The organism is Pseudoalteromonas sp. MelDa3, from assembly GCF_002863625.1.
GTDB classification, from domain to species: domain Bacteria; phylum Pseudomonadota; class Gammaproteobacteria; order Enterobacterales; family Alteromonadaceae; genus Pseudoalteromonas; species Pseudoalteromonas arctica.
The window spans coordinates 1-23,431 of sequence record NZ_PJBR01000047.1 but is presented as its reverse complement, the minus strand read 5'-3'; the positions used below and the strand labels follow the sequence as shown (position 1 = coordinate 23,431).

The 23,431-nt window shown below is 38.2% G+C and carries 22 protein-coding genes; 9 read left to right on the top strand and 13 right to left on the bottom strand.

The annotated features are described in order from the left end of the window. Positions 1 to 42: 42 nt before the first annotated feature. The gene (locus CXF89_RS10820; protein WP_024593013.1) at positions 43 to 1,650 is read right to left on the bottom strand and encodes an NAD(P)/FAD-dependent oxidoreductase; all 1,608 of its coding nucleotides are present in this window, start codon (positions 1,648 to 1,650) and stop codon (positions 43 to 45) included. Positions 1,651 to 1,844: 194 nt separating this feature from the next. Between CXF89_RS10820 and fdxA the strand changes: the two genes are divergently transcribed. The 4 genes from fdxA to CXF89_RS10800 all read left to right on the top strand — a co-directional run bounded on the left by fdxA (position 1,845) and on the right by CXF89_RS10800 (position 7,153). Beyond that, positions 1,845 to 2,168 (top strand): ferredoxin FdxA, encoded by a 324-nt coding sequence (gene fdxA, locus CXF89_RS10815; protein ID WP_002958626.1) that lies wholly within the window; start codon positions 1,845 to 1,847, stop codon positions 2,166 to 2,168. A 136-nt stretch (positions 2,169 to 2,304) separates the two neighbouring features. Beyond that, positions 2,305 to 4,548 carry a carbohydrate binding family 9 domain-containing protein gene (locus tag CXF89_RS10810; RefSeq protein WP_121954580.1) on the top strand — a complete coding sequence of 748 codons (2,244 nt, stop codon included), beginning with the start codon at positions 2,305 to 2,307 and terminating at the stop codon, positions 4,546 to 4,548. Positions 4,549 to 4,574: 26 nt separating this feature from the next. After that, entirely contained in the window at positions 4,575 to 4,949 is a 375-nt protein-coding gene (locus CXF89_RS10805; protein ID WP_257983200.1) for a hypothetical protein, read from the top strand. 293 nt (positions 4,950 to 5,242) lie between these two features. Continuing rightward, a complete protein-coding gene (locus CXF89_RS10800) occupies positions 5,243 to 7,153 on the top strand; it encodes a putative bifunctional diguanylate cyclase/phosphodiesterase (protein WP_121954579.1) in 1,911 nt (636 codons plus the stop codon). An 83-nt stretch (positions 7,154 to 7,236) separates the two neighbouring features. Here CXF89_RS10800 and CXF89_RS10795 read toward each other — a convergent pair whose 3' ends face one another. From CXF89_RS10795 to CXF89_RS10765, 7 genes are all read right to left on the bottom strand, one after another. Next, entirely contained in the window at positions 7,237 to 7,941 is a 705-nt protein-coding gene (locus tag CXF89_RS10795) for a TorF family putative porin (protein WP_121954578.1), read from the bottom strand. Between the two features lie 9 nt (positions 7,942 to 7,950). Then, complete coding sequence (locus CXF89_RS10790; protein ID WP_024592192.1) at positions 7,951 to 9,168, bottom strand: BCCT family transporter; 1,218 nt, start codon at positions 9,166 to 9,168, stop codon at positions 7,951 to 7,953. Between the two features lie 158 nt (positions 9,169 to 9,326). Next, on the bottom strand, positions 9,327 to 10,994 hold the full coding sequence (gene betA, locus CXF89_RS10785; RefSeq protein WP_024592191.1) for a choline dehydrogenase: 1,668 nt from the start codon (positions 10,992 to 10,994) through the stop codon (positions 9,327 to 9,329). An 11-nt stretch (positions 10,995 to 11,005) separates the two neighbouring features. Further along, positions 11,006 to 12,469, bottom strand: coding sequence for a betaine-aldehyde dehydrogenase (gene betB / locus CXF89_RS10780; protein ID WP_121954581.1), 1,464 nt, complete (start codon positions 12,467 to 12,469; stop codon positions 11,006 to 11,008). A gap of 1 nt (position 12,470) precedes the next feature. Beyond that, positions 12,471 to 13,046 carry a transcriptional regulator BetI gene (betI, locus tag CXF89_RS10775; RefSeq protein WP_010553010.1) on the bottom strand — a complete coding sequence of 192 codons (576 nt, stop codon included), beginning with the start codon at positions 13,044 to 13,046 and terminating at the stop codon, positions 12,471 to 12,473. A 409-nt stretch (positions 13,047 to 13,455) separates the two neighbouring features. After that, the gene (locus CXF89_RS10770; protein WP_121954577.1) at positions 13,456 to 13,761 is read right to left on the bottom strand and encodes a hypothetical protein; all 306 of its coding nucleotides are present in this window, start codon (positions 13,759 to 13,761) and stop codon (positions 13,456 to 13,458) included. Continuing rightward, on the bottom strand, positions 13,761 to 14,018 hold the full coding sequence (locus CXF89_RS10765; protein WP_002958616.1) for a DUF3081 domain-containing protein: 258 nt from the start codon (positions 14,016 to 14,018) through the stop codon (positions 13,761 to 13,763). The genes CXF89_RS10770 and CXF89_RS10765 overlap by 1 nt, the downstream gene beginning before the upstream one ends. Before the next feature lie 146 nt (positions 14,019 to 14,164). Here CXF89_RS10765 and CXF89_RS10760 point away from each other — a divergent pair, with 146 nt between their 5' ends. After that, positions 14,165 to 15,445, top strand: coding sequence for a flavohemoglobin expression-modulating QEGLA motif protein (locus tag CXF89_RS10760; protein WP_008169642.1), 1,281 nt, complete (start codon positions 14,165 to 14,167; stop codon positions 15,443 to 15,445). Between the two features lie 71 nt (positions 15,446 to 15,516). Here the strand turns inward: CXF89_RS10760 and CXF89_RS10755 are convergent, their stop codons facing one another. The 4 genes from CXF89_RS10755 to CXF89_RS10740 are packed head-to-tail and all read right to left on the bottom strand — an operon-like array spanning position 15,517 to position 20,120. Further along, positions 15,517 to 16,320 (bottom strand): DUF1338 domain-containing protein, encoded by an 804-nt coding sequence (locus tag CXF89_RS10755; protein WP_121954576.1) that lies wholly within the window; start codon positions 16,318 to 16,320, stop codon positions 15,517 to 15,519. 35 nt (positions 16,321 to 16,355) lie between these two features. Continuing rightward, positions 16,356 to 17,822, bottom strand: coding sequence for a succinylglutamate-semialdehyde dehydrogenase (gene astD, locus CXF89_RS10750; RefSeq protein ID WP_121954575.1), 1,467 nt, complete (start codon positions 17,820 to 17,822; stop codon positions 16,356 to 16,358). A 7-nt stretch (positions 17,823 to 17,829) separates the two neighbouring features. After that, positions 17,830 to 18,864, bottom strand: coding sequence for an arginine N-succinyltransferase (gene astA / locus CXF89_RS10745; RefSeq protein WP_007580762.1), 1,035 nt, complete (start codon positions 18,862 to 18,864; stop codon positions 17,830 to 17,832). A 50-nt stretch (positions 18,865 to 18,914) separates the two neighbouring features. Continuing rightward, positions 18,915 to 20,120 carry an aspartate aminotransferase family protein gene (locus CXF89_RS10740; protein ID WP_121954574.1) on the bottom strand — a complete coding sequence of 402 codons (1,206 nt, stop codon included), beginning with the start codon at positions 20,118 to 20,120 and terminating at the stop codon, positions 18,915 to 18,917. 194 nt (positions 20,121 to 20,314) lie between these two features. Between CXF89_RS10740 and CXF89_RS10735 the strand changes: the two genes are divergently transcribed. The 4 genes from CXF89_RS10735 to CXF89_RS21390 all read left to right on the top strand — a co-directional run bounded on the left by CXF89_RS10735 (position 20,315) and on the right by CXF89_RS21390 (position 22,666). Continuing rightward, positions 20,315 to 20,743 (top strand): Lrp/AsnC family transcriptional regulator, encoded by a 429-nt coding sequence (locus tag CXF89_RS10735; RefSeq protein ID WP_002958609.1) that lies wholly within the window; start codon positions 20,315 to 20,317, stop codon positions 20,741 to 20,743. Positions 20,744 to 21,020: 277 nt separating this feature from the next. Further along, complete coding sequence (locus CXF89_RS10730; RefSeq protein ID WP_121954573.1) at positions 21,021 to 21,395, top strand: hypothetical protein; 375 nt, start codon at positions 21,021 to 21,023, stop codon at positions 21,393 to 21,395. Between the two features lie 101 nt (positions 21,396 to 21,496). After that, the gene (locus tag CXF89_RS21395) at positions 21,497 to 22,222 is read left to right on the top strand and encodes a hypothetical protein (protein ID WP_257983199.1); all 726 of its coding nucleotides are present in this window, start codon (positions 21,497 to 21,499) and stop codon (positions 22,220 to 22,222) included. A gap of 105 nt (positions 22,223 to 22,327) precedes the next feature. Next, a complete protein-coding gene (locus CXF89_RS21390) occupies positions 22,328 to 22,666 on the top strand; it encodes a cache domain-containing protein (protein ID WP_257983198.1) in 339 nt (112 codons plus the stop codon). A gap of 59 nt (positions 22,667 to 22,725) precedes the next feature. Here CXF89_RS21390 and CXF89_RS10720 read toward each other — a convergent pair. Beyond that, a partial coding sequence (locus tag CXF89_RS10720; protein ID WP_121954572.1) for a hypothetical protein occupies positions 22,726 to 23,431 on the bottom strand: 706 nt, incomplete at its 5' end.

Below are 23,431 nucleotides of genomic sequence, written 5' to 3'. Positions count from 1 at the left end.
TCACAAAGTGAGGCTTTTCGATAAACAGCTTAAAAAAGAGGTTTAAGCGTTTTCTAACATAGACAGTGCGACCGCTTCAGCCGCTTTAATACCATCAATACCCGCTGATAAAATACCGCCAGCGTAGCCTGCGCCTTCACCTGCAGGGTAAAGCCCTTTGGTGTTAATACTTTGGAATGTTTTATCACGCTTAATACTAATAGGCGACGAAGTACGTGTTTCAACGCCGGTTAGTAAACCGTCGTTAGTTGAAAAGCCACGAATTTGTTTATTAAACGCTGGTATCGCTTCGCGAAGGGCATCAATAGCAAATTGTGGTAACACTTTACTCAAGTCAGTTAACTTAATACCGGGTGTGTAAGAGGGTTGTACTTCACCTAAGTTTTCTGATGATTTACCTTTCAAAAAGTCGCCAATTAACTGGGCTGGTGCATCGTAGTTGCTACCACCAAGCTCATACGCTTGCTCTTCAAGTTTACGTTGTAAGTCTATTCCAGCAAGTGGATTACCTGGGAAATCTTGCTCTGGTGATATGCCTACCACAATAGCGCTGTTAGCGTTGCGCTCACTTCGTGAATATTGGCTCATACCGTTGGTAACAACGCGGCCCTTTTCAGAGGTTGCAGCGACTACTGTGCCGCCTGGGCACATACAAAAGCTGTAAACTGTGCGGCCATTGTCGCAATGATGAACAAGTTTATAATCGGCAGAGCCTAAAATTGGGTTTCCTGCATTTGTACCAAAACGACATTCATCGATCATTGATTGTTTATGTTCGATTCTAAAACCGACTGAGAATGGCTTTGCTTCAACATAAATCCCTTTTTTGTGGATCATATCAAACGTGTCACGTGCGCTGTGACCAACGGCTAATACAACATGGCGAGTGTTTAGTTGCTCGCCATTTGAAAGCGTTAAACCTGTTACTTGCCCGTCGTCTAAATGAATATCGTCAACACGTGTGCTAAAGCGAATTTCGCCGCCTAGTTCTATTATACGAGCGCGCATTTTTTCAATCATGGTGACAAGTTTAAACGTACCAATGTGTGGCTTACTTACGTATAAAATTTCATCGGGTGCGCCTGCTTCTACAAATTCAGTAATGACTTTACGACCGTAATGTTTTGGATCCTTTACTTGGCTATATAACTTACCGTCTGAGAATGTACCTGCGCCACCTTCACCAAATTGTACATTTGATTCGGTATTAAGTGTGCGTTTACGCCAAAAGCCAAACGTGTCTTTTGTACGTTCACGTACCTCTTTACCGCGCTCTAATATAATGGGATTAAAGCCCATTTGAGCAAGTAATAAGCCTGCAAATAAACCACAAGGGCCAAAACCAATCACAACAGGGCGCTCTGTTATATTTTCGCTGGCTTGGGCTACAAATTTATAGTTTGTGTCTGGCGCTACTTTTACATGTTGGTCTTTTTCAAATGCCGCGAGTAGCTCGGCTTCGTTATCAACTTCTATATCGAGTGTATAAATCAGTAAAATAGCTGATTTTTTACGTGCATCATAACCACGCTTAAACACATTAAAACTGTGCAATTGTTCTGGTTGGATTTTTAGTTTATTTACAATTGCTTGACCAATTGCATCTTCGTCATGATCAAGTGGCAGCTTTATTTCGGTTAAACGTATCATTTATATCTCTTTTAGGTGTCATAGCGGGGTATTATTACCGCTCACAATAAGGGGATGCAGGGCACAACGGGTGTGCAAACATAAGGCGCGTATTTTACGTTAAAATAGGGTGATATGGCACTTATTTATTGTATTTTTGGAGTGGATGGGTATGATCCACAACTGTTGTTTAAAATCTTAGGTATTAAAATAGTATGGCGTTTGTAGTCACCGAAAATTGTATAAAATGTAAGTACACCGATTGCGTATCAGTGTGCCCAGCAGATGCATTTTTTGAAGGCCCTAATTTTTTAGCAATTAGCCCGATTGATTGTATCGATTGTGGTTTATGTGTCCCTGAGTGTTCAGCTGATGCTATATACCAAGAAGATGAATTACCAGAATCTCAAAAAGAGTTTACTGAATTGAATGCTGAACTTGCACTGGTCTGGCCGCGCATTACAGAGGTTAAACCTGCACCAGAGGACGCTGATGTATGGAATGGCATAGACGATAAACTTAAACTACTCGAAACATAATACGTAACAATTAGTTACTCCTTTATCATTAAATAGTTAATTTTTTATTTCAAAGTATTAACAAATGTACCTGGATAAATTACAATCCCCAGCTTAAGTTACTCCCTATGAGTAATTACAGTCTAAATGGATGTTTATGCAGTACTTTATAACTATAATAAAAAAGTTTACCTTCCTATTTTTAAGTTTCGTTTTATTACTCTCAAGCCTTGATGTAGCGGCTAGTAAACAGCAAGTATCCTTATCTCGTATTGATTCAAATATCACTATTGATGGTGTTATGGATGAAGCGCACTGGCAAAATGCGACACGTATACCTCTACTTTACCAAGATGAGCCTAACGAAAAAGGCACACCTCCTGTAAAAACTGATGCCTTTATTTACGAAGATGGCACAAACTTATATGTTGCCTTTATTGCAGAGGATCCAAACCCTGAACAAATTCGTGCATCACTTCGTGACCGCGATACGCTATGGGAAGACGACGTAGTCATTCTTGTTATTGATACATTTAATGATGAACGCAGTGGTTATGAATTTCATGTAAATCCCCTTGGTGCACAAGGCGATATAAGAATGACCGATACCGATGGATGGAGCTCAGATACCTCATGGAATGCTATTTGGGATAGCGCGGGACAAATTAACGAGAAAGGTTACGTTGTTGAAATGCGTATTCCTTTTAAGGCACTGCGCTTTCCTGAAAATAAAAAAGAGCTAACGTGGGGTTTTTCAGTAATGAGAAACTACCAACGTGATGTTTTATATCAGCTATCAAATATGGGATTTGATAGAAATATAAAATGTAGCCTTTGTCAGTTTGATAAGTTAGTGGGTTTTAGCGATATTGAATCGAGTAAAAATATTCAATTAACACCTACATTGACAGCACTTCGTAACGATAATAAATCTGAATTACCGGGTAACTGGGATAATGGCGATATAGATACCGAAGTGGGCTTAGATTTGCGCTGGGGTTTAACCAAGGACGCTGTTTTAAATGCGACTATCAACCCAGATTTTTCGCAAGTAGAAACAGACTCTTTAGAGCTCGATGTAAATACAACCTTTTCTATTTATTATGCTGAAAAACGTCCTTTCTTTTTAGATGGAGCTTCTTACTTTAAAAGCAGCTTATTTGAGCTTTTATATACACGTACAATTGCAGAGCCTACTTTAGGTGCAAAATTAACGGGTAAAACGGGTGATCATAGTTATGCGTTAATGCTCGCTGATGACGACAATAGTAATATTTTACTGCCAACGAATCAGGGCTCTGGCTTTGCAAGCTTAAACGAAAAAACGAATGCGGCCGCAGGGCGTTATCAATATGACCTAGGTCAGCAGGGTACTATTGGCCTTTCAAGCACGCACAGAGAAAGTGATGACTATCACAACACTGTATTATCAGTGGATGGTAGCTACTGGTTTAATCAATCGGATACTCTTTTGTATCAAGTATCATCTGCTGATACACGTAACTCTGAATTTTTAATTCAAAATTATAACTTATCTGAAACTCAGTCAGATGAAGCATATGCCCTGGAACTTACCCGCGATAAACGTGATTACAAATTATTTGCATCTTATGAAAATATTGGGCAGGACTACCGAACCGATTTAGGTTATCAAGCTAAAGTTGATTATGAAAAAGTAGGCTTTGGTGGCGGACAAACATGGTACAGAGATGAATCTGATTTACTTACCTCATGGTCATACGAAGCTGACTGGGATAAAACGTGGGCGCAAAATGGCGATTTACTTGAAGAAGAATACGAAGGCTTTTTAAGCTTTAAAGGCCAAAAACAATCTATTTTTGAAATTGGTTTAGTGCACCGTTATGAAAACTATAACGACAATTTTTATAATCAAAATATTGGTTTTATTTATACGGGCTTTAAACCCACTAAAGATTTAAAGCTTTCGTTATATATTGAATACGCTAGCCGCATTGATTATGCAAATGAGCAATTAGGCGATGCGTTTGACACTCAAACCCAAGTGGTTTGGGACATTAACGACCATTGGCAACTCGATGTAAAGCATAACTACAGTCAATTAGACAACCCGCAAGGGAAGCGGGTGTTTACTGCTAACTTGGTCGACTTTAGACTTCATTATAAATTTAGCATGCGTTCAATTCTTAAATTAATTTTACAATTTGAAGATATTGATAGAGACGAAAACGCCTACTTTTATCAAGTTAGTCAAATCAATAAAGACTACGGCAGCCAGCTTGTTTACTCATATAAAATTAATGCACAAACACTGTTTTATTTGGGTTACTCAGATAGAGGTTACCAAGACGATTCTCTTAAAAATATTGAGCGAGATCAGCGTACATTTTTTACAAAAGTTAGCTATGCATGGCAGCTTTAAATATTAAAAATAAAAAAGGAATAAATATGAATACGTTAAAAATAACAGTTGCAGCAGCAATGGTTGCCACCTTGGCCGGTTGTGCTGCAAAGCAAGACATTACTCGATTTGAAACAAACATACCTAAAACAGTATGTATTGCTGAACATAAGGCTGTTAAAGCTGGTGTTATAGATGCAATGAAAAAAGGTTTTGCAAAGCATGATGTTGAAACTCGGGTAATTCCAGCCAATTATGTATTGAAACACCAAGACTACCAGACCGAATTACCAGGTGCAGATACGACAGGATGTAATGCAGTGGCTTACTACGTAGCAAATTGGCGTTGGGATATAGCGCTCTATATGGCATACGCAAATATTTGGATTAAAGACGTTGAAACGAATAAAAAAATAGCATAAGCATCTTATCGCACCGGTGGTGGATTGGATAAGTTTATAGACGCTGAAGAAAAAATTATAGAGCTTATTGACGGTATGTATTAAATTTTAAACAATTAGAACCTTTTTGTTTATTTTTGTTAATCCCACCTATACTATATGCAAGATATAGTTAGTTAATCCATTATTGTTACGATTTTTGTTATGCTAGTGGCTAAGGGTTATATCAATTCTTGCGTAGTTCGAAATGCAGGCGATATAATCCGCTTTTAGTAACAGGTTTAAGGGAGAAGTAAGATAGATGGATTTTTTTCATGAGTAAACTTAAGCCGCTCGGTTTTATTTTTCTAATCATAATTCTATTTTGTTTTTGTATAAACATAGAGTTAACGAATCAGATTAATCGTATAAATTTATTTAGTACCAGTATTGATATACGAAATTTCGAAATAACGAATACCTCTCTTGATATGGCTCCTTGGTATAATCCGATCTTAAATGGCCATTATATAATTGAGCAGCCCACTGCTGATTTTTTGCTTATTAAAACCACTGACACTCAGTTTGTAGCTGCTGATTCAAGTAAGTTAATTATAATGACACTTGCATCACCTATTAATTTTTTACTTTTATGTATCTTAATATTTGGTTCTGGCCTGTACTTACGCAGAGAGCGTAGAAAGCGCCATTATAAAAATCAAATAGCGGAGCTTAATCTTCAAGCCAATAGCTTACTCACTGCATTTAACTTGCAAGTAAAGCCGGCTGAGAACCCTTTGGGTGTAAGCAGCTTAAGCCAATCAATAAATAGTTTAAATACGCATGTGGCTAATTATGTAAAACAAACTCAAACCAGTATATGCCAAGATAAACTGACGTTATTAATTGACCGCCATGCGTATATTGAACATATCGACAGACAAATTAATCATGCTAATCAAGAAGATCTCAAGTGTGCACTCCTGTTTATAGACCTTGATGGTTTTAAACAAGTAAACGATTCGTTTGGTCACAGTTTTGGTGATGAAATATTAGTTCAAGTTGCTAGCCGACTTGCGAATGTTTTACGCCACCATGAATTAAGTAACATAAATAATGCTAACCAATTAGAGCAAAACTTATCAAGGTTAGGAGGGGATGAGTTCTCCATTTTTATAGAATTACTTGATGATAGCGACAGAGTCGTTGAAATTGCTAAGCATGTGCTAAGTGAGCTTGAAAAAGACTTTGTGCTTGGCAATAAAATAGTAAAAATTAGTGCCAGTATTGGTATTGCGGCTTACCCAGAAAGTGCATCAACGCCTCAAGCGCTTTTACAATTAGCCGATGTAGCTATGTATAGAGCTAAAAGTGATGGTAAGGGAATATTTAAAGTTTACTCGCCAGAAATGGGTAACAAAATGCGCCGTTACCATTATTTACTTGAAGAGCTGCGTTTAGCGGTTGCGTGTAAAGATTTTTACTTATCTTTTCAGCCAATTGTGCATGTTGAAGATTGTATGATTGATTATTTCGAAGCGCTTACACGCTGGGACCACCCAGTTGAGGGTATGATCCCTCCTTCAGAGTTTATTCCGATAGCAGAAGAGTCTAATTTAATATTAGAGCTTGGCGATTGGATTATGCTTGAATCGTGTCGGCAAATGGCTGCTTGGCACAATGCAGGTATGCGCAAAGTAAAAATATCAGTAAATGTTTCGGGCATTCAATTAAAGCACCGTGACATTTATGATTGGGTAATGAAGAAGCTCAAAAAAACCGGCTTACCGGCGACGTCTTTGATGCTAGAAATTACCGAATCAACTTTCATTAAAGCCAGTCCAAGAATTATTAAAGAGCTAAGTAGGCTAAGAGAAGAGGGGATTACTATTGCTATTGATGACTTTGGTACAGGTTTTAGTTCTTTAAGTACATTAGCGGATTTACCAATAGATGTTATTAAAATTGATCGCTCGTTTATAGCTCAAGCTAATAAAAGCCAAAAATATAATGATATATTAAATACAATTAGTGAGCTTGGACAAAAGCTTGGCCTTAAAATTGTAGCTGAAGGCGTTGAAGAAATAGGGCAGTTTGAACTTGTTAAAAAAATGGGTGTGAGTTCTGTTCAGGGTTATTTAGTAAGCCGACCTGAGTCATCAGCTAATGTAGGTAATAAAGTATTACGCAATAACACCAGTAACCTTTCAGCATCGGGTACAAGTGCGTGGGATATTGTTAGTTAGTTAGTTAGTTAGTCAGTTAGTTTACAAATAAAAATGCCACTCTAAGTAGAGTGGCATTTTTTGTTTAATCAGTAATTATTGTATTAAAGAGCAAATGTGCGTGAAATAGCAAGTACAATACGCTCATCAGCATAATCGTAATCTAAGCTTGTGTTTTCAGCGGCCACTTCAATACCAAAACCTTCGTAGCTTGTTTGATATGCTAGACGGTAGTGATAATACGATTTGTCTCCCTTAGCTTGATCCCACTCAAACTTATCACCATCAAGTGAGTTTGAAATATCAAAGCTTGCACGTAGTGCATGATTAGGAGCTAGCTCATAAGTGTGAGCGATCATCGAAATAACGTGGCCTGTATCGTAACCAAAGTAGTCCCAGCTGTACCAAAAGTTAAGCTCAGTTTGGCCGTATTCACTTGCATAACCAAACTTAGTGTAAGCTTCAGCGTAGTTACCATCGCTGTTATTACCTTGATAAGTGTAATAAGCAATACCGTAGTCAACGCTAAATTGCTCATCAAGTTGTACATATTTACCTACGTAAGCATCAAGTTCAAAATCAGTGTCGTCACCAAAATCTACATTTGAAGCCCATACACCGGCGTAAACACCGCTATCAAAGGCATAGTCTAAGCTGCCTTGAATTGCAGGATCGCTATCTGTCTGCGTTACACCATTAAAAGTGTAGTCAGACGCTGCAGTGATTGTTGTTGACCAATCAGCAGCTGCGGTTGTTGATAAAAGTGCAAATGGTAGCGCTACTACAAGTTGTTTTAGTTTGTTATTCATTATTAATCCCTAGTGTACTGTGTCTATTTTTGTGTAATCAATTTCGTTTGCTTTTGGTGAGCTGTCTATGTTTGTAACTGTTTTAAACTTGCTGTATCCGATAAAACCAGCACAGATAAAGAACAATCCAATAACCAATGCGCCTACCCACTGAATTTGTAAAAATTCTAATTTAAACAATAGTGTAAGTAACGATAAAGCGACAACATTTCCGATCATGTATTTCATTTTGCCAAAACGCTTTACGGTAAAGTTTAGGTTATCTGTATATAAACGCACTAACGAATCGAGTGAGTTAATTACAAATACAATACCTACAAATACCATTGCAAAGTTTTTAATGCCTTGAGTTGGAATGCCCGCTTCATGGTAGTGATAAAGTACGCTAAACCAAATCGCAATAGGAATAGAAGGGAAAATCAACATAGCACCTAATACTTGGTATGTTTTAAGTCCACCAACAAAGCGTGATGTAAATTGACCAATCATTATGCTCCACGCAAACCACCAGAATAAGTAGAACTCATGGTAATCATTAAGCGGTAAAACAAATTCATTAATGTTTGCAAAGTAAGTACCAATAGAGCCTAAGTTATCTGTAAATGCTGACATTTGACTATCACCAATCACAAATGCGCCAGCCCACATAAAGGCGATTAAAGCTAAAAATAACCACGTAGTAGAAATACTTAAAATACGTACATATTTAATATCAGTACTTGAGTACACAGCAAAACAGATAGCCGCAAACACAATTAAGTAAAACTCAGAAACTATACTTGTTCCATCACCTAGTTCGGGTAAATACCACGGTAGGTTTGTAAGCAGCAAATAAGCGGTAAATGCACATGTACCAATAATTACAACGTTATTGATAAATTTAACCCAAGGAATTTCGAAAAATTTCACTTTAGGTTCTATTACACAGAAATAAAAGCACGTAAGAAAGTAAAATCCCCAGATCAAAAATCCCCAGTAGCCAAACTCAATAGCCAGTGGATTTGCAAACGCGTATTCTGGGCTTGCTTTTATGTCTGCATAACCTGCAAACTCAGTTAAAGGAAACATGATAAGGCCAACATCTAGGCCAGAAGTAAATAGTATTGCTATAAACGTAAAGGTTCGAACTGGTGTTACACCTACTACGCGAACATTACCCCATTTAATTAAAATAGTGATAATGGCAAGTAAGGTAAAAATGATCCCTGCATTAAGCCAAATAGTCATTGTTACCCTCCAGTAATGAATAAAAATAATTCATAAGCACTCCGTATTTTATTGTTTTATTCTCGCATTAACACAACGTAACCTATTTACATCGTGTGCCACTGCAAGGCACGCATTGGTTTAGCCCGACGAGACTAAACCTAAGCATGTGGCTAAAGTTAGATCTCCGTACTACGTTGTGTTTCTTGCCAGTTTGTTGTTATGGCAACATTCACATCCGATTTCTGTAATGGGTCTTTACCTAAAATTATGTCAGCTGCTTTTTCGGCAACCATAATAGTAGGCGCATTCAAGTTTCCGTTAGGAACAGTTGGGAATATAGATGAGTCAACAACACGTAGTCCTTCAATACCATGTACTTGCGTATTTGAGTTAACAACGGCCATATCATCTTCACCCATTTTGCATGAGCAAGAAGGGTGGTAGGCACTTTCTACGGCTTGGCGTACAAAGGCATCTATTTCTTCATCTGTTTGAATATGTTTACCAGGTTGAATTTCTTCATCGCGGTATTCATCAAAGGCACTTTGTTCGATTATGTCGCGTGTTAAGCGAACGCACGCTCTAAAGCCTTCAATATCGTCTTGGTGTTCAAGGTAATTAAATAAAATGGTTGGTGGTTGCTCAGGATTCGCAGAAGCAATAGTGACACTACCGCGACTTTTTGGTTTGTTATGACCAACATGTACCTGAAAACCATGACCTGCAAATGCACTTCTACCATCGTAACGCATAGCCGCTGGTAAAAAGTGATACTGAATATCTGGCCATTCAACACCGGGCTTTGAGCGAATAAACGCACACGATTCAAAATGATTCGTTGCACCTAAACCCGAACGCGTTAATAACCAGCGCGCGCCAATCAAACCTTTTGAAACAATGCCTAGCTTGCCGTTAAGTGTGATAGGTTGCTTACACTTGTATTGAAAGTAAAACTCAAGATGATCTTGTAAGTTTTGACCAACACCTGGTAGATGATGCTGTACTTCAACGCCTGCTTTTTCAAGCGCTTGAGTATCACCAATACCAGAGAGTTGTAAAATATGTGGAGAGCCAATTGGCCCTGCACTTAGTACAACGTCTTTTGCAGCATGTGCAGTTTTAACGTCGCCATTTACTTTGTATTCAATGCCAGTGGCTTTTTTGCCATCTAAAATCACGCGTTGTGCTAGTGCACCGGTAATAATTGTTAAATTACTACGCGATTTAACAGGGTCTAAATACTCACGAGAAGCAGAGCTGCGCACGCCGTCTTTTACGGTCATGTGCATTGGGCCAAAACCCTCTTGCTGCGACGCATTATAATCATCTGTAGAAGCATAACCGGCTTGTACACCTGCTTTGATAAAGGTACGGTAAAGCGGGTTTTTCATTTCGTTGCCGTTATTAACACCAAGCGGGCCTTTGCCACCACGGTAAGTATTTTCACCAAGGTAAAAGCTTTCTGCTTTTTGAAAATACGGTAAACACGATTGGTAATCCCAGCCGTTTGCACCGTGTTGCTGCCATTCGTCAAAATCTTTTGCGTGGCCACGTACATATACCATGCCATTAATAGATGACGAACCGCCTAATACTTTGCCTCGAGGACAATGCATTTCACGGTTATCTAAATGAGGCTCAGGTTGCGTATGAAACTGCCATGCGTATTTGTCACTATTCATAGGAATAGATAACGCGGTTGGCATTTTTATAAAAATACTTTTATCGCTACCGCCAGTTTCAAGTAGTAACACGCGGTTGCTTGAATCTTCAGATAAACGGTTTGCTAAAACACAACCAGCCGAACCCGCGCCAACAATAATATAGTCGTAATGATTACTCATAGTAGGGCGCCTTAAAATGGGCTTTCTATGTCGGCCATACCAACATAAATAGACTTAGTTTGCGTGTATTGATCAAGAGTTTGTATACCATTTTCACGGCCAATACCCGATTGCTTATAACCGCCAACTGGCATTTCAGCAGGTGAGTTACCGTATGCATTAATCCAACAAATACCGGCTTGTAACTTATGAATCACGCGGTGCGCACGTTTAATATCGCTAGTAAATACGCCTGCAGCTAAGCCCAGGTGAGTCCCGTTAGCGCGTGCAATAACATCGTCTTCGTCGTCAAAAACAAGCACGCTCATTACAGGGCCAAATATTTCTTCTTTAACAATAGTCATGTCGTCATTACAATCAATAAACACAGTCGGCGCTACAAAATAGCCATTAGGTGCAGATTTAGGTGAAAGCGTTGTACCACCGGTTAATAGCGTTGCACCTTCTTCGATGCCTTTATTAACGTAGCTCATTACTAGTTCTTGGTGCTTTTTAGAAATAAGTGCGCCAAAGTTAGTATTTAAATCTTGTGGGTCGCCAGCAATAATGTTTTTCTCAGTGCGCGCTTTAAGCTCATCAATAAACTGCTGATATACATTTTTATGAACGTAAATACGTGTACAGTTAGTACAAATTTCGCCTTGCGTATAAAAGTTACCTAACATAGCAGCGCTAACTGCTTGCTCAATGTTGGCATCATCAAATACTAATAATGGAGATTTACCACCAAGTTCCATCGTGACATCTTTTAAAGTACCGGCAGCACTTGCTACTACTTTTTTACCTGTGCCTACTTCACCCGTAAATGATACTTTATCAATATCGCTATGCTGCGTTAGCCACTGGCCTACATCGCCCGCGCCTTGAACAACATTAAACACACCTGCAGGTACGCCAGCTTCAACAAATACTTCTGCAAGTTTAAGTGCGCCAAGTGGTGTTTCTTCAGATGGTTTGAATATAAATGCATTACCAGCTGCAAGGGCAGGGCCCGACTTCCAACACGCAATTTGTAGTGGGTAGTTCCATGCACCAATACCCGCACAAATACCTAATGGCTCTTTACGTGTGTAGTAAAAGTCATCACCAACCATTTGTTGTTGGCCTACTTGTGCTGGCGCAAGGCCTGCAAAGTATTCAATTACATCAGCGCCGGTTTCAATATCAACACAATTTGCTTCTTGCATTGGTTTACCGGTGTCGAGTACTTCTACAAGTGCCAGCTCATCGTTGCGCTCGCGTAAAATAGCCACTGCTTTTAATAAAATGCGACTACGTTCAATGGGTGTCATTGCTGACCACTGAGCAAAACCTTGCTTTGCACTGGCAATGGCTGCGTTTTGAATAAATCCGTCGGCAATTTCTACTGCGTAAATAACCTCGCCCGTTGCTGGGTTTGTTACATCAAATGTTTTGCCGTTCTGGTTTGCAAGAAAATGGCCGTTAATAAAGTTTTGATAGACAGGTGTAGTCACGCTAGGCTCCATATTGCTTGATAAGTGAAAGTACGTAGCTTTTTGCTAACTTTTCACTGTGTTTAAACTGATTATTGTCTGATTTACTCAGTACTGCTCTTAACCATAGGCCGTCAATCATGGCGGCACTCAGTTCTGCAGCTTGCTTTGCTTGCTCAATAGGCATTAATTGCTTAAAAGAAAATGCTAAATTACTTTGCAAGCGTTTACTGTTTACGTTTTGTAGTCTGTGTAATTCTTCATCATGCATCGATTGCGCCCAAAAACTTAACCACGTTCGGGTTGTATCATTACGCTGTTGTACAAGCGCAAAGTTGGCTTCGATAATAATCATTAAACGTTCAATGGCATTCGTTTGGTTATTTACTTTACTTATCAAGCCTTGTTTTAAGCTTGTTAGTAAGTATCTAACAGTGGCTTCAATTAACCCCTGCTTACCACCAAAATAATGACTAATAATGCCTGACGATAAACCGGCATTTTTACTAATGCTGTTTATAGTTGTGCCTTGTAGTCCATTAGTTGCAACTGACTCTATAGTCGCGTCAATTAGCTGCTGACGTCTGACAGGTTCCATTCCGACTTTAGGCATAATTTTTATTAATTGAACGTTCAATAAACATAAGCTTAAGGTAATAGCTCTAACAATTCAAGGCTGAAGTAAATATCTAGATGCCAAAATGTAGATTAATCATTAATAAAAGCGCAACTAATGCGATAAAGAAGATAAGGTTTTACTTTGTTTTATTTTATTTAAAACAAAGGCTTGTGAATTTTATTTTGAAATTAAATAATAGTAATGATTTGTTTACAGCAATAAATGAATAAAATGATCAATAATCATTAGTGCAGTAATAGTTAGAGTACTAATAGTATTAATTTAATACAAAAGCGCACTAAACCTGCAATTGCTTAGTGCTCTAATAAATTTATATAGAGAGTAAACTTTGTGGTTTTATCGTTTTAAAGCGCTTGGTTTTGAAAGGTCAGGCATTATTAATAACGCCTTTAAAAAGTAGGGGGTAACGTCTTAGTCTATTGCCAATATAGTCATCAGCTAAAATTTGCTGACAAATAAAGTCTATATCTTTGCTTGCTTCAAAAACCCAATCAAAGCGCTCTATAGCCAGTAAAAAACCACGCTTTAAATGAGTTTGAGCACGGTACTGTTCTAAATTTTCTTGAATAATTGAGACTTTGTTTGGATCAGCTCTAAGCTCTTCTACTACTTGGTTTATAAAAGTAGTATTGAGCTTACTGGTAGGGCGGTGTCTGCGTTTTCGTGGGTGCATTAGCTCTCGTTTGCAATGTTATATAATTTTTTCAAAAAGTCGTCTTTATGCTTTTCATGTTCGTAGTCAAGGTGGTAAGTATTATGAAAACCAAAGCGCAGTTCAACGCCGCTACCTTGTAGGTATACTGTGTAGCCATCTACGTCTGAATAAGCAGTAACACCTTGATAATGCTTGCCTTCATCAGTCATTTCACCTTTTTGAATTATACGTTCATATACGGCTAAAATCTGTTTATTGTCGATTTCGTTTTTCATGTTTTATGCCCTTCGTTTAGTAACTCATACGATAGAGATATGAGGGTCGATCATCTTAAAAACAATAGCTAAAAAAGTGTGATATTGCTTTGTAATTTCGCTTTTTTAAATTATGCTCAAAACTCATTTATTGTTGAGCTTAGAGCATGATAGACAAGGCGTTACTACTAAAAACTCGTGAGTTATCGGATCAATTAATTGCATTGCAAACTCCAATTAGGATACTCGATGCTATTAATTGGGATAAACAAACTAAAGAGGAGTTTTTTAGACAGAAATGTCAAAAAAACCCACTCATCGATCGTGCATATTATCAACAGCGCGACCTTGGTTTTGTACCTAGCGAGTTACGCCAAGCATTTTCTACTTTGCACCGTAACATTATTAACCAATTGGGGCAGTTAAATCCGATTGCTCAATATATGGGAAAAATGTGCACCGAGTATAAAACGGTATTAAGTATGCTTGAGTATCGTGGAACGCCAGAGTTTCATGACTTATCGGTGGAGTTATTTGGTCATCCTAAAGATTTATTTCATGCCGGTGAGCCCTCACTTTCTGAGCTAGCTAATATGCTAGATAAACCGCTGCAAAATTTACTTATAGCCGACATACTGCCTGACGACCCTAAAAATATTGATGCTGTTGATGCTGTGCGTATTTTGTCTGAGCAAGTAAATGCCAGTATGGCAGGCATAAATGTAGAGGTAATGCTTAGCGATGGTATTGTTAGTGATGCAGCCGCAGGTGCTAATAATATAAAGCTTAATCAAGATGTTAAGTTTTCTCAGCGTGAACTTGATATTTTAGAAGTTCACGAAGGGTGGATACACGTAGGTACCACTCAAAATGGTTTAGCACAGCCGTATTTAACATGTTTGAGTAAAGGCACGCCTAGCTCAACTATTACCCAAGAAGGCTTAGCAGTACTTACCGAAATTATTACTTTAAAATCGACTCCAAGGCGTTTATCTAAATTAGTTAACCGTATTCAAGCGGTTACAAAGGTAATAGATGGCGCTGAGTTTGTAGACATTTACCGTGATTACGTAGCGCAAGGTTTATCAAAAGACGACAGCTACACACTCGCGCAGCGTGTATTTAGAGGCAGTACGCCAACAGGCCTGCCTTTTACAAAAGATATTGCCTACATTAAAGGCTTTGTACTGGTTTATAACTTAATACGCGTGGCGATACAGCTTGGTCGAATCGATAGACTCCCTTTATTACTGGTAGGTAAAATATCGATAGATGATTTTAGATTAATATCGCAGCTTCATGATTTAGGTGTAATTGAGAGCCCGCAATTTGTGCCACCACACTTTAAAGACTTACGCGGTTTGGCAACTTGGTTGAGTTTTGGCCGCTTTATTGGCGACTTATCGTTTGAAAAGTTAGAAAACGATTATAAACCGTTATTTTTATAATTAATCAACATAACTTACCGACATAAAAAAAGCCCATAACGGGCTTTTTAAATAAAGTATTTTAGGTTTTGCTATCGAGCGTTGGTGCTTTCAAATATTTTGTCAGCTGAGGCTGCAACAAAACCAGTATAAAGCTCACCGTCGGCTTTAGGGTAACGAATAGCAAACTCATAAAAGCAGCTAGGGATGCTCATATCACCGTCACTAAAGGTAACAGAGTATTCATCAGCAAGTGTTGACGATTGCTCTAGTAACACCTCTGGTGAGCCTTTAACTTCGCCGCCTGACGTATTAAGCGAAAAGCCGGCGTCTTTTAGGGCTTGGTTAACATCATGAATGTTATCAAACTTAGCAAGCGTATTAATATTTACGGTAAAGTGATTGGCGCGGTAACCCCACGCCGACATCCACGCTGCATACTCGCTTTCAGCTAGCAGCTGCTTATAAGTATCGGTGCTTACTTGCCAATGCGTGCCTGAATACAAAAAGTTATCAGCAGTAACTGCGCTTTCGTCAATTTGGCTTACCATATTGGTTACGATGGCTTGTAACTCAGGCGAGCATTTTTCAACTAATAGCTCAGAAATAAACACTTTTGGCTGATTAGGATCGCTATGCTCGTAGTGCTTTGCGTAAAGTTTTTTAGCTTCAAAGTGGTATTCACCACATTCTTTGTAACCAATCGCTAAAAAATGAGCGGCGAGTTTTTCAAGACCTACTTTTTCAATATTAAATGTACGCAGCGCAATATGATCGTTAATAATGTCATCTTTTTGCGTTGACCCTAAAAGGTCATGAATTTTATCTGCCGATGGTGTTACGTTTAAGTAGTTTTTCCAAAGGCTCTCAAATAATGTGTTTACATCAGTATGCATGTTAAATCCTTAAATCTAAAATTTTGGTTTATTACTTATTCAATTATCAAGCCTGGCGCTAGGGTTTGCGGTAAGCTCACTTTGTCTGACTCAACAGATGCCACAGGGTATGCACAATAATCGGCGGCATAATAGGCACTTGCTCTGTGATTACCACTGGCGCCTATGCCGCCAAATGGAGCCGCGCTAGAGGCACCCGTAATAGGGCGGTTCCAGTTAACAATACCTGCACGAATGCGCTTTAAGAAGTGAGTGTAATCATCTTCACTGTCGCTAAGTAAACCTGCAGATAAGCCAAAGCTTGTGTTGTTAGCTTCAATAATTGCGCTGTCAAAGTCGTTGTAACGATACACTTTAATAAGCGGTCCAAAATGCTCTTCATCTGGCATGTCGGTAATGTTTGTTACATCAATAATGCCTGGGCTTACAAAACCGGTGCCTGATTTTAATTGCTTAAGTTCAACAAGGATTTGCGCGCCTTTTGACACTAATTCACTTTGCGCAGCGACCATACCCAGTGCTGCTTTTTCGCTTATCATTGCACCCATAAAAGGCTGCTCTGTAGCAAAACTGTCGTCTACAACTATGTTTTTAGTCGCGCTTATTAGCTTTTCTAAAATAGCATCGCCATTGAGCGATTTTTCAATAAATAAGCGGCGTGCACACGTACAGCGCTGACCTGAGGTAATAAAGCCTGATTGAATAATATCGTGCACAGCAGCGCTTACATCACTCACGTCTTTTACAATAAGAGGATTATTACCGCCCATTTCAAGTGCTAAAATTTTGCCAGGGTGCCCTGCAAATTGCTTATGTAGTAAGTGACCTGTGTTTGAGCTACCGGTAAAAAACAATCCATCTATATCCTTATGAGAAGCAAGCGCTTTGCCTGTTTCAATTTCACCTTGCACAAGGTTAATAACACCTGCTGGTAAGCCCGCTTTTAACCAAAGTGAGAGGGTGAATTCTGCAACGTGCGGTGTTAGTTCTGATGGCTTAAAGATCACGGTGTTGCCTGCTAAAATTGCAGGAACAATATGCCCGTTTGGTAAATGCCCCGGAAAGTTATACGGGCCAAAAATAGCCACAACGCCATGCGGTTTGTGTCTAATAAACGCTTTTGCACCTGGCATTGGGTTTTCGGTTGTACCGGTACGTTCATGGTATGCTTTTACAGATATAGCTACTTTGCCTGTCATTGCGCCCACTTCGGTGCGGGTTTCCCATAATGGCTTACCTGTTTCGCGTGCAATTATGGTCGCAAATTCTTCACTGTGTTCTTTTAATTGAGCTGCGAAGTTTTCTAAAATGGCTATACGCTCTTCAAGCGGCTTATCTGCCCATTGTACCTGTGCTGCTCTGGCTGCTTTTATAGCTGAATCTACTTGATCAGCGTTTGCGCCATTACCTTGCCATACCACATCGCCATTACTTGGATTGATTGACTCAAATGCTGGACCAAGGCCCACATGCCACTGGTTATTAATTAGGTGTGTATTCATAAATAATTTACAGGCGGAAAAATCGCGCTGCATCTCCTTGACTTAAATTAAGTGCTTTAGCCACATCTTGGCTAATGACGAGAGTATGTTTTGCATGATTGTAATGTGCGTCTTTGGTAAATGTTGCTCTAAAGCCACTTACGCCTTGATTACATACAGCCAGCGTATCAGAGCTATTTTGTGATATGTGATCAAGCTCACCAATAGTAATAGGGCAAACTTGAGAGTCGCGAATGCTGCGAATATTACCAAGCTTTGCTTCAACCGTTGGACCTGCGTCAAATAAGTCAACGTAGCCTCTGTGCTCAAAACCTTCTTTTTCTAATAATTTTAGCGCAGGTTTTGTTTTTTCATGCACATGCCCAATAACTGCTTGGGCTTTTTTGCTAAGCAAGTTCACATAAATAGGGTATTTAGGCATTAACTCGCTAATAAATACCTTATCGCCTAAGCCAACTAAGTGATCCGCTTCTGGAAATTCAATACTAAAAAAGTGCTCTTGCAGCCATTGCCAAAAAGGAGAATGGCCGTCTTCGTCGCTAACACCGCGCATTTCTGCGATAACAGTGTCGGCAAAACGCTCGCTATGCTGAGCCATAAATAAAAAGCGTGAACGCGATAAAAATCGACCTGTTAAACCTTTGCGGCTATTCTCGCGCAAAAATAATGTGCATATTTCAGAGCAGCCTGTGTAGTCGTTACACATGCTTAAAATATCAACGGTGTTATATACATTTAAAGTAGGCGAGTGGTGTACTGTTTTACCTAAATGATAATGATATAAAGGCACCGATAAACCCACCGCAGCTTCTATAGCGGTTGTGCCAATAACGTCACCTGTTTCACTGTCCTCTAAAACAAATAAATAGCTTTCATCAAGTGGCTGGTTAATGTTTTTGGCAAAGCTTTTTTCAGCACGTTCAATTTTTTCTTTAAGCTGTGCATCGTCCACAGGTAAAGAGGTAAACCCATGACCGGATTCAATCGCTATTTGTTTAAGCGCGTCAAAATCATTGGCAGTAATAGGACGTAATACTTGCATTTATTGCTTGCTCCAATAGCACGCCTGTAGGCGTGCTAATTTAAACTATATTAACCGTTTACTACATCGCTAACGGCTTTTTCAAAGCGCGCTAAGCCTTCTTTAATATCTTCAAACGGGATAACTAAAGACGGTGTAAAGCGAATTACATTCATGCCAGCTACAAGGTTCATTAAACCATTATTAGCACTTGCTACTAAAAAGTCGCGTGCACGTCCTTCAAATTTGTCATTTAGTACTGCGCCAATTAATAAGCCTTTACCACGTACTTCGCTAAATACGTTGTATTTTTCGTTAATTGCGTTTAATCCGTCACGGAATAATTGCTCGCGCTCTTTAACACCGTTTAGTACGTCTGGTGTATTTACTGTATCAAATGCCGCTTCGGCTACAGCACAAGCAAGTGCGTTTCCGCCATAAGTAGAACCGTGAGTACCAATTTTTAAATGCTCAGCAATTGGTGTACGAGTGATCATAGCGCCAATTGGAAAACCACCGCCTAATGCTTTTGCCGTTGTTAAAATGTCAGGAACAACACCTAAACCTTCATAAGCGTATAAATCGCCTGTGCGACCAACACCCGTTTGTACTTCATCAAAAATAAGTAACGCGTTGTGTTTAGTACACAGCTCACGTACTTTTTTAGCAAAATCATCTGTTGGTGAAATAATACCGCCTTCACCTTGTAATGGTTCCATCATAACAGCACATGTTTTATCGCTGATCAGTGCTTCAAATGCTGCTATATCGTTAAAATCACAATGTACTATGTCAGCAGGTTTAGGACCAAAGCCGTCAGAATATGCAGCTTGCCCGCCCACAGTTACTGTAAAAAATGTGCGACCATGAAAACCTTTATTAAATGCAATAATTTGCGTTTTTTCAGCGCCATATACGTCCAGTGCATAACGACGCGCTAGCTTAAGGGCTGCTTCGTTTGCTTCTGCGCCTGAGTTTGCAAAGTAAACTTTATCAGCGAATGTTGCTTCAACCATTTTTTGAGCTAAACGAAGTGCTGGCTCATTAGTCATAACATTCGATAAATGCCAAATTTTTTCGCCTTGCTCTTTTAATGCTTTAACTAATGCAGGATGACAGTGACCCAAACAGTTAACGGCAATACCACCAGCAAAATCGATAAACTCGTTATCATTTTGATCCCAAACGCGTGAACCTTCACCACGAACTGGAATGATTGCTGATGGATTATAGTTTGGTACCATTACGTCGTTAAATAAGTCTCTTGTTACTTGCATTTTTACACCTAAATTTAATGGGCTTAGATAAAAGATTAGTTGCTAACTCAAAGAAGAATATAGCCTTTATTCTTCAGCAAACACGTTATTATTTCTTGTAGAGGTCATTATCGAAGGTTAGCTGTTAAAATTGCAGTGCTATTTTGTGAAAAATGATTAAAATAAAAGTCAAAATAACGAAGAAAATAACCATTATGATAACCCCACAAGATGAAAAGCTACTTTCTGTACTAAAAACAAACGCTAGAGCGAGTATTTCTGATCTTGCTCGCATGCTTGACTTATCTCGTTCAACGGTACAAAGCCGTATGCTCAAACTAGAAGAAACGGGTGTAATTAAAGGCTATAGCGTTGATTATGGTGACGACTACCTCAGTAAAATGGTATCAGCTCATGTGTCTATAAAAGTAAGACAAAAACTAACAACTAAAACAAATATTGAGCTTAAGCAAATTGATGCAATTTCGCAGCTCTATGCCATAAGTGGTGAGTTTGATTTAATTGCTGTAGTACAGGCTCAAAATTTAGAGCAGCTTAGCCATTTACTAGACGATATAGGAAATTTGGATGGAGTAGAGCGCACAACATCTTCTGTTATTTTAGAAACTAAATTTAAGCGTTAATCGCCATTTAAGCCCCGAGTTGTTTAATACTGTTTATATATTAGAAATGACTATAAACATTACTAAATAACGTGTAGTAAATAGTTTATAAATTCTTGATTTATTTATCTTGCATGCTAAAATTAAGAATAGTTGGTAATTGCGTTTTTAGTAATTACATAACAAGGATTTATTTGCTACTTACATGGATGTAGAGAGTCTCCCTCCCTCGTACTTATGTAAAAAATCGAACTATTTTATAAACAATGCAATACTAATTATTGTGTTAAGGGTAATTATGAAAACGGTTTTTACAGTGATATTATCAATCATACTTATAGGCTATTATTTAACTGCCAAAGCTAGTCATTTTTCGTCAAAGAAGAATACAGAAGTTAATACGTATAGTGATATCTATTTTAAACTCGAAACATCCTCAGTAAATATCAATGAAATAATTGCTGGCGCTACAGATTTTGCTTTAACTATGTGCGCAGATAAAGCCTATCAGGAAGCTTTAGGTAATACTGTTGCTAGCTGCAATTCTCAATTTGAAGAATCTAAAAATGTTTGCTCAAAGCATATTATGAAGAATGCTAAGCAGCACTATACAGACAAAGCTACAGTAACACTGCTAACAGAACGGTTTATTAAGTGTGTAAGCGCTGCATAGCTAGGAAATTAGAGCTGTTACCTAATAATTACAGCAAATAATGCAATTTTAATCTGTTTGGCTACACTTATTTTAATTTGTACATTATTTAGCAATGAATTATGCCTGCATATTTTTTTACCCTCTTATTGGGTTTAACTGAGCCTCTTCAGTTTGGAACAAACTTACCCACCACTGCACCTGATAATGCAGTCAACCAAGTTGAGTGTATTTTATTTGAAATGGGAGCCCCTTTTCAGCTACAAACCTTGCCATGGTTACGTGCACGTCGAGAAGTAAAGTTAGACCGCTTAGATGGTTATTTCACTACTCATTTAATGCCTGAAATGAAGGCCTATGGGCGCATATCATCCCCCATCTTTTTAGAAAGCTGGTACTGGTTTACTCATCCAGAGAGCATTAATAAACCAAAAAATAAAATGCGTTATGGTGCAGTAAGAGGGAGTTATCAGGCTAATTGGTTTAAAACTCAGAATATTATTGCTGAGGTAGAAGTAAATTCATTAGAAGAAATAGTAAATGTTATGCACCATAAGCGGATTGATAGAATTCTACTTGATTTAGACGATTTTGAATTAGCAGCCTCTAAGCTAGGCATTAATGAAGATGAGTATCAAAGAGAATTTTTTAGGTATGTACCTTTGGGATTATTTGCTTCGCATTCACTTATTAAACGCTTTCCTAAATTTATGCAGCAGTTTGATGAAAATATAAATACTTGCGCGCAGGATCCATTTTCACTATCAAAAAGTGAAGAAAAGCAAATACTTGATAGGTTGTCCAGTAGTGCTAAAACCTTACTAAACTTACCTAGTTTATTAGAATAAGTTCAAATAAGTAATGAGTCTCCCTTAAGTGAATCTGAAATTAAAAGACTAGACCAGCTATGGATAAAAGAAAGTAAACAAGTAAAGCACCCTGATGGATTAGCTATGCTTAATTTACCGTTATCTAAAGTATTTAAAAAATGGCAATTACAATTTAAAGGTGTTGTTACTGAGCTGATATTGACTGATAACCAAGGAAAAAACATAGCAATAAGTAAGCTAACCAGTGATTACTGGCAAGGAGATGAAAATAAGTTTACTAAAACATTTAAACAGTCAAAAGATTTTAACTTTGATAGCGTTACATATGATGCATCAACACATCATTTTCAAGTTCAGCTAAGTTTTCCTGTTTTAGATGATAACAATAGTCATATTGGAGTGTTAATTTTAGGTGTTGATGTAGAAAAAGCACTTCATTCGTCAAACGAAAAGAGTAATTAACTCATTACCTTTCACATAAGTTAGCTAAGCTTTAATGCTTTAGCTTAGCTAACTATATGCTATGGAAGTTTTTTTTCTGAAATAGGTTTTTTTCTTATAACTTCTTTTTTGGCTTTATCAAGCTTTATAAAATAAGCATTACCGCCTATGCCTTTAAACTCTTCATCTGTAAATACAATCGTATTGTCATCAAAAAAGGTGACAGCTTCTTTTTGGGTAACAATTCCTAAATCTATTTTTGATACATCACCAGAGAAAAACTTATCACCTTCAAAGTTTTCAAATAACCAAAGACTAGTTGAATCAAGTAAGACTAATTTTTTACGATCAGGGCTAAGCGCTGCAGAGGTTATCCAACATAGTTTTTCAAGCGTTGTACACGTTTTAAAAGAGTCGATTAACTCAGCCTTAAAATTAGCAGCATGATCGCCCACTTTGTACACTTTAGTAATACCATCGAAAGGTTCTGTGCGGTTTTTAGTAAATAAATATAAATGACGACCTAGTGCTACAAATGCCTCTAAATCAAAATTACGGTTATTAGGTTTTATTGGGCTTCCATCCATTTCGGGGTAGGTAAACTTAATTATTTCGGCTTGGGTCGTATCTGTTTTTATATCTATCGGGTTTTCTATTTTATAAATAGTCAGCCATCTACGATCGTTTTTGTTATTACCAAAATCCCCTAAAAAAAAGTGCCCAAATTTGTTTTGGGTCATGTCTTCCCAATCAATGTTTTTAGCGTTTTCAACTAAAATTTCTTTG